Source organism: Flavisolibacter ginsengiterrae DSM 18136 (assembly GCF_059568575.1).
In genome coordinates this window covers 49501-62616 of sequence record NZ_JCANTR010000017.1, presented here as the reverse complement: position 1 = coordinate 62616, position 13116 = coordinate 49501, and the positions used below count along the sequence as shown (strand labels likewise).

Genomic DNA, 13116 nt, shown 5'->3' with positions numbered 1-13116 from the left:
CCCCGCAAACCGAGCGGGGTTTTGCAATTTCTAAACCTTTACAGAAAGGTATTTAACTAACTTCGCCGGCATGGACAAAAGACTGTTTTTGCTGGATGCGATGGCCTTAATCTTCAGGGCTTACTATGCCCTAATCCGCAACCCGCGGATCACTTCCAAAGGGAAAAATACAAATGCCCAATTTGGCTTTACCAATACGATCATTGAATTGATCAATAACCAGAAGCCTACCCATATGGCTGTATGTTTTGATACTGCAGCCCCCACAGAAAGACATACCGATTTTGCCGAATACAAAGCACACCGACAGGAAGCGCCTGAAGATATTACCCTGGCTATTCCTGATATCAAAAGGATCATCAAAGCACTGAACATCCCGATCATTGAAAGTGATGGTTATGAAGCTGATGATGTGATAGGCACACTAAGCAAACAGGCGGAAGCAAAGGGTTATAATGTATTCATGGTAACACCTGATAAAGACTATGGTCAACTGGTAAGCGATAAAGTAAAGATCTATAAGCCCGGCTACCAGGGCGGAGATGTAGAGATCATGGGACCCAAGGAAGTGTGCGAGAAATGGTGCATAGATTCCGTTGACCAGGTCATTGATATTTTGGGCTTGATGGGAGACGCGGTTGATAATATCCCGGGCATTGCAGGCGTAGGCCAAAAAACCGCCTGTAAACTGCTGACAGAATACAAGACATTGGAAAACGTTTTGGCCAATGCCGACAGTATTAAAGGAGCATTGGGAGAAAAAGTAAGGAACGGAAGAGAAGATGCTATCATGTCTAAAAAACTGGCTACTATCATTACTTCTGTACCAGTTGATTTTCATGAAGAGGACTTCCTTATCAAGGACTGGAACACTGATGCTTTGAGAGATGTATTGACAGATCTGGAATTTAAAACCGTACTAAAACGCTTGCTGGGTGAAGAGACAGATGCAGGTGCTATCAAAAAATCCGGTAATGGACTGCAAACGGAATTGTTTGGCAGTAATGCTGTGGAAGCAGAGCCGGAAGTGATCTCGGTTGTTCAGCCGGGAAATAATATTTCCAATACACCGCACGATTATGAGCTGGTAGAAAGCGAAGCTGAATTTGCTATGTTGCTGGAAGTTCTAAACAAATACCAGGAGATCTCATTTGATACAGAAACCACTAGCATAGATGCGAATGATGCCGACCTGGTTGGTTTGAGCTTTTCGGTGCAACCGCACAGGGGATGGTATGTACCTGTTCCATGCGATGATGTGAGTGCCACTAAAAAGATACTGGAGCGCTTTGCTTCTTTGTTCAATGATGAAACAAGAACATGGATAGGCCATAACATCAAGTATGATCTGTTGATTCTAAAATGGTATGGAGTTGATATCAAAGGAAAACTGATCGATACCATGTTGGCGCATTACCTGATAGAGCCTGATGGCAAGAGCAATATGGATTGGCTTAGCGCTAAGTACCTGAACTATGAGCCTATACATATTGAAGAACTGATAGGGAAAAAGGGAAGGAACCAGCTCTGTATGAAGGATATTGAAATAGAGAAGGTAAAGGATTATGCTGCAGAAGATGCTGATGTGACCTTGCAATTCAAAAACATCTTTATCCCCAAGTTGAAGAAACTTGAATTAGAGCACATATTCTATGAAGTAGAAAATCCTTTGGTTCCTGTATTGACAGCAATGGAATACGAAGGTGTAAGGATCGATATTGATTTCCTGCATGAATACTCGAGGGTGCTGGATATAGAATCAAGGGTACACGAAGAGAAAGTATATGAAGCAGCAGGCGTGAGGTTCAACCTGGGCTCGCCCAAACAATTGGGGGAAGTATTGTTTGAGAAATTAAAATTGGATCCCAAAGCCAGGAAGACAAAGACAGGCCAGTATGCAACGGGTGAAGATGTATTGAGAAAGATGGCCGTAGTGCACCCGGTAGCTGATGATATTTTAGCTTACCGCGAGTATACCAAGTTGAAGTCAACCTATGTGGATTCGCTTCCGCTCCTGATCAATAAGAAGACTGGAAGGGTGCATACTACCTATGGACAGGCTGTAGCTGTTACAGGCCGTCTGGCAAGCAATAACCCTAACCTGCAAAATATACCTATCCGAACGGACAGGGGCCGGGAAATACGTAAAGCATTTATTGCCCGTGATGCAGACCATGTGATCGTGAGCGCTGACTACTCACAGATAGAATTGAGAATAGTAGCAGCATTGAGTGCTGATCCCAGCATGTGCGAGGCTTTCCGCCAAAACAAGGATGTACACACGGCAACGGCAGCCAAGGTGTATGGAATAGAAGAAGAAACGGTGACCAAGGAAATGCGCAGGAAAGCCAAGAGTGTAAACTTTGGAATTATTTATGGGCAGGGCGCATTTGGTTTGGCAGAGAACCTGGGTATCAGCCGTACAGAAGCCAAGGAGATCATTGACAACTATAAAAAAGAATTCTCCGGCATAACCAAGTACATGGCTGATATGATCCATTATTGCCAGGAGCATGGTTATGTGCAGACTGTACTGGGACGGAAGCGCTGGTTGCGGGATATCAACTCGGGCAATTTCACTGTACGTGGTTATGCGGAACGCAATGCCATTAACTCACCCATACAAGGTACAGCAGCAGATATGATCAAGCTGGCCATGGTAAAAATTGATAAGGCTTTTAAAGAGCATAAATTCAAATCAAAGATGATCCTGCAGGTGCATGATGAACTGGTCTTTGATGCTACGCGTGACGAAGTGGAACTGATAAAACCAGTGATACTGGATTGTATGCAATCTGCCATGACCCTTCCTAATGGCATTCCGATCCTGGCGGAAGTTGGCGAAGGAGATAACTGGCTGGAAGCACATTAAATAAATGCGTTGAATTTGCTTTGTCTGTTTGAATATTTCGAATACAATTAAAATGATGACATGAGTGATGAGATAATGAAAACAGGAGATAGCCCGGAAACATCGGATTTTAGCAAAGGCATCATTTATTATTGTTATGATGCTTATTGTGGCTGGTGTTATGGATTCAGTAAGGTGATGAAGGAAATTGCCACTGAATATAAAGAGGTCTTTGATTTTGAAGTGCTTTCCGGTGGAATGATATTCGAAGAAAAGCCCCGGCATATCAGTGCCATTGCGCCATTCATTCAAAAGGCTTACAAAAATGTGGAAGAATTGACAGGTATAAAATTCGGAGAAGACTTCCTCTGGCACATCTTTCATGCGGATGAAAGCGACTGGTATCCCGAATCAACATTACCTGCTATTGCATTGTGCATCTTTAAAGAATATTTTCCTGAGAAAGCAGTATTCATTGCCAGTGACATTCAATATGCACTGAACTATGAAGGCAGGGATCTGACGGATAAGGAAGCATACCGTCACCTGGTACAGAAATATGGTATCCCTGAAGAAGAATTTTACACAAAGCTGCAAAGCGAAGAGTATAAAGAGAAGGCTTACTACGAATTTGCCCTGGTTAAGCAATTACAGGTTACAGGTTTCCCCTGTGTATTGCTGCAGGTGAGTGATTCAAAATTCTACCTGCTGGCGCAGGGCTATACTGACCATGAAACCTTGAAGCAAAGAATAGAAAATGTCAGGCAGGAATTACAAGCAGCCAGCTAGATCTTTTATCCTGCGAGTTCATATGATTGCCTGATCCATTTGATCAACTGGGGTGTCACATCAGTTTTGTTTTCCAGTTTAATGCGGTGTGTACACATAGCATTCCAGCTACCTGCAGCTTCCAGCTTACCAGAAGCAGGTGTGTCCTTTAACATGAGGCCTACATCCAGTCTTGTTTTGGTGGAAGGCTGCAGTATGGCAAACTGCTTCTTCCTGCGTACACTCACATAGGCTTTTTTGGGTGCCAGCTCAACATCAGGTCCAAATTGCCTGATCTCTTTGATCAAGAGTTCATACAATTCTTTCAATGCCTCCTTGCCTTTATATTGTTCTGCAACCAGTTCATCGTCGGGTGAAGCGGCGGCATGGGTCTCCTTTGCCTTATGCACAACCATATTGGCATAACCATGACCGATACCATATTTTTCTTTAAGCATCGATACCAGTTCCCCATGCTTTTCGAGGCCACTCGTATTGACAATTGTTATCCATTCATCAATCGATTTACCCGTTTTTTCTTCCAGGTTCTTTACCTGGTTTTCTACAGCTTTTTTTATGGCATCTGTTGACATACGTTAATAAGATTTACAACCAGGAATTAATGTTGAGGAATGCTGTGAAGCGCAACCCTGTTTCCTTCCGAATCCAGGAATACGGCCATGTGGCCATGCTCAGGAGAGATCTCGGTTTTAGGAACAATGATCTTTCCTCCGGCTGATTCCACCTTATCCAACACTCTTTGCACATCCGGGTTGGCGTTAAAATAGATCATAGGACCTTCAGTTGCGGAAGGTTTATAAAACTCACCTGCCTTACAGATCGCACCACCAACACCTGTTTGAGTATCTTCAATGGGGAACATCCGCATTTGTAAATTGGGTAGGTCCATTGGTATCAATGATACGCCGAAGATGGCCTCGTAAAACTTTTGAGCCCTGTCAATATCTGTAGCGGGGATCTCAAACCAGCTTATAGCATTCTTAAAGGTCATAGCAGTTATGTTTCATTAAAGGTAAAAAGGTAAAATCTAAAAAGTAAAAATGTAAAGGATCTCCTGGCTATAATACCCTCTCCCTGTTGTATTTGTTGGGCTGTAAAAATGAATTGACAATGATGATACATTACAATACAACCATGCTCAACTGACTAAGCATTTTTAATTATCCCTTGTCCTCATCCTGTTTGCTGCCCTGGCAGCTGCAGTACCAAAATTGCGGAGGTTGTAGGTAAAGGTGAGCATGAAATATTGCTGCAACACCTGGTTTTGAACATCCTGGATATACTCACTGGTAACCTCCCGGGTAATGCTCCTGTTTTGTTTGAGCAGGTCAAATACGCTCAACTTCAATTCGCCTTTCTGATCTTTCAGGAACTTTTTACCTGCACTCATATTCCAAAGCCAATAGTCCTGGTTATATCCTGCGCTCAGACCACTGTAGTATTGGTTGTTCAGGTCATTCTGGAAGAACCAACCGGATTTTGATAACAGGTTTAACTGAAGTCCTGCCACATGCTGAAAGTAATGATCATTGGAAGCGGGTTGCAACTGGTTCTTTACATTATTGAAATTGGCTGAATAGGAAACGGTGAAATCCACATACTGGCTAACATTACTCGCAATCACTGCTCCGGCCGTATAGATGGTATTATCTGTTTCATTCTGCAGTCCATTGATAATGCCTGGCAACTTGCTGAATGTAACGCCACCATTCAGGTTGAAGTTTGATTTAATGAATTTCATGGGCACCGCGAAAGTGAGGAAGGAACGCAGGCTCCTATATCCGTCCAGATTGACAGGCTTGCTCAATCTGTAAGCTCCGCTGATCTTTTCACCATTGATAACAGTATCTCTTGAATTGTAGGAGGCATTGGCAATATAATTCTGTGCGGTCTGGTAAAAAATATTACCCACCAGCAACAATCCTTTTGCAGGGTCAGTGAATGTATAACGCCCACTTACGGTATGCATGTACTGTTGATTGAGGTCAGGATTTCCCAGCGTATAAACAGGTGCATTAGTGGGATCAAGGACATCCTGTAATTGTGTTACTGATGGCTGGTTTACATTGGCCCTGTAAAAAAGCCTGATACTGCTTTTAGGAGAAAGCTTGTAGCGGATCATGGCATTAGGCAACAGGTTATCAAAGCTCTTATCAACTTTTGCTACTATTGGTAATATACGTTCGCTGTTCAGGTTTGTATGCTGGTAGTTCAGGCCAAAAGAAATTTGCCTGTCCCTGTCGCCCAGCCTGTAAGTAACACCCGCATTCTGTGCCTTGGTTCGGGTTTCAAAATCATTGGAGAAATTATTCAGGAATACTGAATACTTATTAGCTATTGGGTCAAGCGCATAGGTTTGCTGGTTTGATTTGCTTGTTGAATAACTGGGATTGTAGTTGAATTGCAACTGTGATTTTGTCCCCAACGGTTCGGTATAGGCAAGGTTGGTGGAAAGCTGCATGCCATTGCTGGCCTGGTTGGCAAATCGATTGGATGTAGTGTCTTCTGCAGCTCCATTATTATCCAGGTATTGCGAGAAGGTTTGTACGTATGTCTCTCCATCCCTCTTGTTATAAGAAGTATTCAGGTTCACAGAAAAGGTCCTGCCTTTTTTGGCAAAGGAATGGCGGTACAAAATATTGTTATTGAGGTTATTGCCAGAGCGCGTGCTGTTGGTAATATTCTGGTTGATATTAATCGAACCAGATCCTTCGGGAAAGAAATGTGTAAGGCTTCCGATCCTGCTTTCCGAATTGTTATCCTGGAAACTAAGATTGGGAGTAATGATCAATTGATTACTGGAGTCGATCTTGTATTCCAGCCTGAGATTAACCCTGTGGTTGGTATTTCGGCTGCCAGCCATCGTGGTATCCGAAACGTCACTGATATCATCCGGCTTGCCGGTTATATATTGTGTTTTTGCAATTTCGTTCGTGTTATTATTGGTATGGTTATAAAAATAACTGCCGGTCGCGGTTAATTTTTTGCCCCAGAGATCACTGTAGTTGACACCAAAAGCATTGGTTTTGTTAATGCCATTTTGCTGTCCAACCAGGAAATTGCTGCTGTTGCCAAAATTACCTGTATTGCCACCGCCTGCGCCTCCGCCACGATTGCCTCCACCCTGTGGCCTGCCACCGCCACCACGGTTGCCACCACCACCTCCGCGTTGCGCGTTGCTGGTAACACCTAAAAGATCCTGTTGTGAAAAATTCTGCTGGTTGGTATTATTAAAATTGCCTACCAGGGATATCCTGCGGTTATCTTTTAATATGGTAGCATTACCTCCTGCTGCATAATGATCATCAGTGCCATAACCTGCATACACTCTACCAAACTGGCCGTTTCGCATATTAGCCTTGGTCACAATGTTGATGGATTTATTGGTATTGCCATCGTCAAAACCTGTGAACTGGGCCTGGTCGCTCAGCCTGTCGAAGATCTGGATCTTGTCTATTATTTCTGCCGGCAGGTTGCGTAATGCTGCCGTGGCATCATCTCCAAACAGTTCACGGCCATCAATAGTTACTTTCTGCACGTTCTCACCCTGTGCTTTCACCTGGCCGTTTTCTATGGTGATGCCGGGAACTTTTTTTACAAGGTCTTCACCGCTGGCATCAGGATTCACCTTGAACTGGTCAGCACTGATCTGCAGTGTATCTCCTTTCTGCACGGCAACAGGGGGCTTGGAGGTAATGATAACAGTGGCCAATTCCTGCGATGAGCCCGGTACTAAATTCACGGTCAGGCTTATATCAGAACTATCCAGGCGTATATTCCTGGTTACGGCATTAAAGCCCACAAAGGATATGGATAGTTGAAAACTGTCAGATACTAAGTCAGAAAATATAAAACTTCCCGTTGAATCAGACAGCTGTGTCTTTGATATCAGTGAATTGGTAGCGCTTTTGAGCTTTACGGTGGCACCTTGCAAAGGAACCTTTCGCTGCTGGTCTACTACTGTTCCCTGTATTTTGAGCGTTTGTGCATTAAGGGCGGTGAGGACTAAAAAAAGAACTCCTGACAACAACATTCTTCTGTACATGATACTGGTTTAAGGGCTATTCCAATACAAAGTTGGTAAAAACCATGCCCCCCTACCCGGAATTCAGGTTAATTAATGCTAATAAATCGGTTTATATTGCAGCCCCAAAAATTTCGTATATGGAGTATAACAGAATAGTAGCCGTAACAGGCATGCCGGGCTTATTTGAAGTGGTAAGTAGTAAATCTGATGGCGCCATTGTGCGGTCTTTGGAAGATCAGAGCACTAAATTCGTTTCATCAAGGGTTCATAACCTTTCCCACCTGGAAAGCATTGAAGTATATACTGTAAGAGATAATGTACAGTTGACAGACATTTTCACTGCCATGAAGGCCAGCAAGGCTGCCATGCCGGATGTGAAAGATAATAAAGCGCTGAAATCCTATTTTGAGAAAGTATATCCTGATCTTGATTTCGAACGTGTATATACCAGCGACATGAAGAAGATGATCAAATGGTATGAAGTGATCGAAAGCAACAATATCGATTATACCCGCAAGGAAGAAACTACTGAAGAGGGCACAGAAGACGAAAATGAGCAGCCTGAAGTAGCAGCCGTGTCAGAAGCTGTAGCTGAAAAGCCTGCCAAAACAAAGGCTAAAGCAAAAACTGCTGCGCCTAAAGCAGAAGCTGAAGCTACTGAAGGTGAGGTAGAGAAGCCCAAAAGAACACGCAAGAAAAAATCAGAGGAATAATTATTGCGCTGGCAATTAAGCATTGCTATAGAAACGATTCAACCATTGATGGTTTAATGGAATGGGGATCATACCCGGTTCCTTAAATTCACCCTACCTGTTAAAATAAACCAATATGGAAGAGCAAGAGATCAGTTATTCAGCCCAGATAACAAGTGTGCCCCGCAATTATTTACCCGGGAATTTTAAGGTAACTGACTGGGCCACGCTGGAACCCTATTTTAAAGAATTACTCGAGCGTCCCATTCAATCCAAAAAACAACTGGAAGACTGGCTGATGGATATGAGCGAGGTGGAAGCTGTGGTTGGTGAGGATGCTGCCTGGAGGCAGATCCGAATGACCTGTGATACGGAAAATAAGGAACTGGAAGATGCGTTCACCTATTTTGTCATGGAGATCCAGCCCAAGATCCAGCCTTATGCCGATAAGCTCAATCGTAAGCTGGTGGAAAATGAGTACACATCACAGTTAGATGCCGAAGGCTATAAGGTCTATCTCAGGAATGTTAAAAAAAGCATCGAGCTTTTCAGGGAAAAGAATATTCCATTGCAGGCAGAGATATCTGTATTGGCACAACAATATGGTTTTATCTCCGGTAAGATGAGCATTGAAGTGGAAGGAAGGGAATATACCCTGCAGCAGGCTTCAAAGTTCCTGGAAAATCCTGACCGCGCCATTCGCGAACAGGTTTACAGGAAGATCCAGGAAAGAAGATTGCAGGATAAGGAAAAGCTCAATGACATGTTCTCTACACTGGTGGAAAAACGCGACCAGGTAGCAAAGAACGCAGGCTTTGATAATTACCGCGATTATAAATTCGCTGACCTCGGCCGGTTCGATTACACCAAGGAAGATTGCTTCCAGTTTCATGAAGCCGTGAGAACACAAATGCTGCCACTGGTGGATTTTGTATATGACCGCAAGCGCCAGAAGCTGGGACTTGATTCATTACGCCCCTGGGATACAGATGCAGAGCCGGAAGGCGTAAAGCCATTAACACCTTTTGTCAATGGGGAGGAGCTGGTGAACAAGACCATTTCCTGTTTTAACCAGATGCATCCATTCTTTGGTGAATGCCTGTTAAAGATGAAAGAGATGGGGCGTCTGGATCTTGATAGCAGGAAAGGCAAGGCGCCGGGGGGTTACAACTGCCCGCTGCCTGAAACGGGTGCTCCATTTATATTCATGAATGCTGCAGGCCAGATGAGTGATGTAACTACCATGGTTCATGAAGGTGGCCATGCCATCCATTCTTTCCTGACTCACAATTTACCCCTGACAGCTTTCAAAGAATATCCAATGGAAATAGCAGAAGTGGCCAGCATGACCATGGAACTATTCAGCATGGATTACTGGGATGTTTTTTTTGATAATAAGGAAGACCTGAAAAGAGCGAAGCAACAGCAACTGGAAAGAGTGCTGACTATCTTTCCCTGGATCGCTACCATTGATAAATTCCAGCACTGGGTTTACGAGCATCCACAACATACACTGGAAGAAAGAGCTGAGACCTGGAGAACGATAATGAACCAGTATACTTCCGTTGCAATAGATGTCACTGGCCTGGAAGAATACCGTAAGTATTCCTGGCAGCGGCAGCTTCACCTGTATGAGGTGCCTTTTTATTATATCGAATATGGCATTGCACAATTAGGCGCGATTGGTCTGTGGAAACAGTTTAAAGAAGATAAGAACAAGGCCATCGATCATTATATCACAGCTTTAAAGCTGGGAGGTACACGTACACTTCCTGAACTGTATGAAGCTGCAGGATTGAAGTTCAGTTTTGCTCCTGATTATATAAGTGAGCTGATGTTGTTTGTTCAGAATGAAATGGAAAAGATCACGCACCATTCCTGAAAAGGATATTGATCTGCACATAAAAAAAGAAGAGCCATGAATGAAGGCTCTTCTTTTTTATTACAATATGTTTTCAATCATTTCGTATTGCAGTCCTTACAGGTGCCATGGATCACTACCTGCACACTGTCCGCTTTATATCCTTCAGGCAAATCTATTTTAGGAGAGATTACATCATCAAGACAAATAGTCCTGTCACAGGCTGAACAAACAAAGTGTACATGGTCATCATGATGATGACCTTCGGCACAGTCCTTACACAATGCGTACAGCACTGAGTTATCAGCTGTGGGAATAGTATGCACGATACCTTTTTCAACGAAGGTTTGCAGTGTACGGTATATCGTCACCCTGTCAAACTTCTCCCCTGCCTTTTTTTCAATATCCCCATGCGCCATGGCATCAGGTGTGCTGAGGAACAAAGTGAGGATCTTTCTGCGGCTATCAGTTACACTAAGGTTCTTGCGTCTTAAAATTTCGTTTAAACGGCTATTGGTAGATTTATTTTCGGCCTGTGCCATTTGTTTATTCTTTCAAAAGTTTGGAAATATCCACTTCCATTTCTTTTACTTCTGAAGGCTTTATGCCATCGTAGATCTTAACAACATCTCCTCTCTTATTGATTAAAGCTATGAATTGTGTGTGTAAAAAATCATCATCGATATTCTGCACAAAATTCTTAGGGTCGTCAATTTTATAGCTATCCCTGGCAGCACTGTAAAGGCTATCTTTTCTTCCGGTCAGGAATATCCATGTTTTATTGTCCACGCCCATGGAGTCGGCATATCTTTTCAATACCGGAGCAGAATCCCTTTCTGGATCGGAGGTATGGGAAACTATGATGAAATCGGGGTTGTTCTTATACTTCTCATACACGGGCTTCAGGTTGTTATTCATTTTGGGGCAAACAGACTTGCAGGTAGTAAAAAAGAAGTTCACCACGGCCACCTTGCCTGCAAGGTCCTTTTCAGTGGTGTACCCACCATCCTGGTTGGTAAAAGCAAAAGGCTTTACACTGCTGATCGGTGGCATTTTGGGTTTCATAAAACCGGGAATGGAATAGGATATAAATCCAAAAAAGCCGATCACCAGCACAGCAAAGAAAACAACGTAAAAAACCATCCTTTTTGACATATATCGGGGGTATTGCTGCAAAGGTAGCCCACAGGTGAGATCAATAGGGGTTATTAACAGGAATTTGATCCCCGCTCATACTCTTCCTTAATGATAGCATTACTGTATATTTATTGCTGCCCAAATTGTCCCCGTATGAGATTGAAATTTTTGCTTACCATTATTTTATTTGTTACCACCTGTATTGGCCATGCACAATCAAAGGATGAACTGCAGATCAGGAGTTTATTGCAAACGCAGGTAGATGCCTGGAATCGGGGCGACCTGGTAGGTTTTATGCAAACCTATTGGAAGAGTGATTCCCTGATGTTTATTGGAAAAAGTGGCATCAAATGGGGCTGGGACCAGACCCTTGCGAATTATAAAAAAGGATATCCCGATACGGCAGCCATGGGAAAACTTTCATTTAATATCTTACAGGTAAAGCGTTTGTCAGTAATGTATTACTATGTAGTAGGCAAATGGATGCTTACAAGAAGTATCGGTGATCTAAGTGGTCATTACGACCTGCTGCTGCGTAAAATAAAAGGCCGGTGGGTCATCATTTCCGATCACAGTTCTTAGTACATTAAGGCCTTATTCAACTAAGCAGGCGAAAGGCTTTACAACAAAGGACTGTCCTTTTTCCAGACCCGGTAAAAATAAAACAGAAGCGCAATAAAGGTCAGGACGGCAATAATATAGAAGACGATATTATACCATTTTATGCCATTATGGGTGATTCCCAGGTTAAAGAACAAACCCGCGGTAAACATGCTTAATAACCAGAGCAACCCAATGGAAAATGAGTTAATGATCTTTTTAAAAAAGCGTTTTATTTCAGGGTCTATGCCACTATTGTATTCATCCATACTTTAGGCTTCGGTGGCAAGTTAGGCAAACCTTCCCTGGATTAAAAGGATGCAGGTCATCCGGGTTATGAGTTGTTTTTCTCAGGGTACCAATAAAAGCCGGAATTCGGCAGAGTCACCATTGAATACATTAAAGTCAACCCTTGACAATATGCCATTGACCCTTCCTTTTTCGCTGTGCTGCCAGAAGGTCCATTGTCTTTTGATGCGGGGCTGGTGTGGCTGCAGGTAGTGTGCCACCCACAGGGGATAATCATCAAAATACCCGTTCAGGTTCTTTTCATAAAAATCTATGTAGGTATAAATAATGGGTCGCACGCCATAATAGGCTTCAACCGCATCCAGCCATTCTTTCATTTCCTCTCTTACCTGGGCGGGCGAAGCCCCAAAGGTCTGCTCCACATCCAGTACAGGTGGCAGGTCGCCGCTCTCCAGTTTTACATGGTTGATAAAATTATTCGCCTGGGTCTTCCCATCCTTGGTGGCAATAAAGAAATGGTAGGCCCCCCGGGTAATTCCCGCTTCCCTGGCTTTCTTCCAGTTGCGCTTAAAATAGGTATCTGAGTTGCCATTACCTTCCGTAGCCTTCATAAAGGCAAATCCCAGCTTGATGTGCTGAACCTGCATTTGGCTTACAGCTTCCCAGGAAATGCGTTGCTGGTATTTGGACACATCGATCCCATGAATCTCGTATTCATAAGGAATGGGTATTCCAAACTCGGGATAGGTGACAAACTTCAATTCTTCGGTCTTATACCACAGGTAGCCCAGGTATAAAAGAAAGCAGCCGGCAGAAACAATGGAGATGAAAATAAAGGGACCTAAATAGCGGTTACGTGATTTTTTTCTGCTTGCCACTATGCAATGTTAGGAAGTTTCCGTTGTCAACA

General features: G+C 43.3%; 12 protein-coding genes. 5 read left to right on the top strand and 7 right to left on the bottom strand.

Annotated features, from left to right (window positions below):
• Positions 1-70 precede the first annotated feature (70 nt).
• Together polA and BP74_RS16300 are read left to right on the top strand one after the other, a co-directional pair.
• Positions 71-2872: a DNA polymerase I gene (polA, locus tag BP74_RS16305; RefSeq protein ID WP_496375590.1), complete on the top strand. Its 2802-nt coding sequence runs from the start codon at positions 71-73 to the stop codon at positions 2870-2872.
• A gap of 60 nt (positions 2873-2932) precedes the next feature.
• Positions 2933-3640 carry a DsbA family protein gene (locus tag BP74_RS16300; protein WP_496375588.1) on the top strand — a complete coding sequence of 236 codons (708 nt, stop codon included), beginning with the start codon at positions 2933-2935 and terminating at the stop codon, positions 3638-3640.
• A gap of 5 nt (positions 3641-3645) precedes the next feature.
• Here BP74_RS16300 and BP74_RS16295 read toward each other — a convergent pair whose 3' ends face one another.
• The 3 genes from BP74_RS16295 to BP74_RS16285 form a co-directional block, all read right to left on the bottom strand.
• On the bottom strand, positions 3646-4212 hold the full coding sequence (locus BP74_RS16295) for a DUF4287 domain-containing protein (protein WP_496375586.1): 567 nt from the start codon (positions 4210-4212) through the stop codon (positions 3646-3648).
• A 26-nt stretch (positions 4213-4238) separates the two neighbouring features.
• Positions 4239-4631, bottom strand: coding sequence for a VOC family protein (locus BP74_RS16290; protein ID WP_496375584.1), 393 nt, complete (start codon positions 4629-4631; stop codon positions 4239-4241).
• Between the two features lie 165 nt (positions 4632-4796).
• Positions 4797-7685, bottom strand: a complete 2889-nt coding sequence (locus BP74_RS16285; RefSeq protein WP_496375582.1) for a TonB-dependent receptor domain-containing protein — start codon at positions 7683-7685, stop codon at positions 4797-4799.
• Positions 7686-7804: 119 nt separating this feature from the next.
• On the opposite strand from BP74_RS16285, the gene BP74_RS16280 reads away from it, so the two are divergent.
• A complete protein-coding gene (locus tag BP74_RS16280; protein ID WP_496375580.1) occupies positions 7805-8380 on the top strand; it encodes a DUF5606 family protein in 576 nt (191 codons plus the stop codon).
• A 115-nt stretch (positions 8381-8495) separates the two neighbouring features.
• Complete coding sequence (locus BP74_RS16275; RefSeq protein ID WP_496375578.1) at positions 8496-10241, top strand: M3 family oligoendopeptidase; 1746 nt, start codon at positions 8496-8498, stop codon at positions 10239-10241.
• Positions 10242-10318: 77 nt separating this feature from the next.
• On the opposite strand, the gene BP74_RS16270 is transcribed toward BP74_RS16275, so the two are convergent.
• Entirely contained in the window at positions 10319-10762 is a 444-nt protein-coding gene (locus BP74_RS16270; RefSeq protein ID WP_496375576.1) for a Fur family transcriptional regulator, read from the bottom strand.
• A gap of 4 nt (positions 10763-10766) precedes the next feature.
• Positions 10767-11375, bottom strand: a complete 609-nt coding sequence (locus BP74_RS16265; protein WP_496375574.1) for an SCO family protein — start codon at positions 11373-11375, stop codon at positions 10767-10769.
• 135 nt (positions 11376-11510) lie between these two features.
• Between BP74_RS16265 and BP74_RS16260 the strand changes: the two genes are divergently transcribed.
• The gene (locus BP74_RS16260) at positions 11511-11939 is read left to right on the top strand and encodes a YybH family protein (protein ID WP_496375572.1); all 429 of its coding nucleotides are present in this window, start codon (positions 11511-11513) and stop codon (positions 11937-11939) included.
• A gap of 38 nt (positions 11940-11977) precedes the next feature.
• On the opposite strand, the gene BP74_RS16255 is transcribed toward BP74_RS16260, so the two are convergent.
• Entirely contained in the window at positions 11978-12226 is a 249-nt protein-coding gene (locus tag BP74_RS16255; RefSeq protein ID WP_496375570.1) for a hypothetical protein, read from the bottom strand.
• A gap of 81 nt (positions 12227-12307) precedes the next feature.
• Positions 12308-13084 (bottom strand): glycoside hydrolase family 25 protein, encoded by a 777-nt coding sequence (locus tag BP74_RS16250; RefSeq protein ID WP_496375568.1) that lies wholly within the window; start codon positions 13082-13084, stop codon positions 12308-12310.
• Positions 13085-13116 lie beyond the last annotated feature (32 nt).

Excerpts from the sequence above, each read along its gene's own strand:
- BP74_RS16275 (WP_496375578.1), top strand. The coding sequence starts at position 8,496 with ATGGAAGAGCAAGAGATCAGTTATTCAGCCCAGATAACAAGTGTGCCC.
- polA (WP_496375590.1), top strand. The coding sequence starts at position 71 with ATGGACAAAAGACTGTTTTTGCTGGATGCGATGGCCTTAATCTTCAGG.
- BP74_RS16260 (WP_496375572.1), top strand. The coding sequence starts at position 11,511 with ATGAGATTGAAATTTTTGCTTACCATTATTTTATTTGTTACCACCTGT.
- BP74_RS16270 (WP_496375576.1), bottom strand. The coding sequence starts at position 10,762 with ATGGCACAGGCCGAAAATAAATCTACCAATAGCCGTTTAAACGAAATT.
- BP74_RS16290 (WP_496375584.1), bottom strand. The coding sequence starts at position 4,631 with ATGACCTTTAAGAATGCTATAAGCTGGTTTGAGATCCCCGCTACAGAT.
- BP74_RS16300 (WP_496375588.1), top strand. The coding sequence starts at position 2,933 with ATGAGTGATGAGATAATGAAAACAGGAGATAGCCCGGAAACATCGGAT.
- BP74_RS16280 (WP_496375580.1), top strand. The coding sequence starts at position 7,805 with ATGGAGTATAACAGAATAGTAGCCGTAACAGGCATGCCGGGCTTATTT.
- BP74_RS16285 (WP_496375582.1), bottom strand. The coding sequence starts at position 7,685 with ATGTACAGAAGAATGTTGTTGTCAGGAGTTCTTTTTTTAGTCCTCACC.
- BP74_RS16255 (WP_496375570.1), bottom strand. The coding sequence starts at position 12,226 with ATGGATGAATACAATAGTGGCATAGACCCTGAAATAAAACGCTTTTTT.
- BP74_RS16265 (WP_496375574.1), bottom strand. The coding sequence starts at position 11,375 with ATGTCAAAAAGGATGGTTTTTTACGTTGTTTTCTTTGCTGTGCTGGTG.
- BP74_RS16295 (WP_496375586.1), bottom strand. The coding sequence starts at position 4,212 with ATGTCAACAGATGCCATAAAAAAAGCTGTAGAAAACCAGGTAAAGAAC.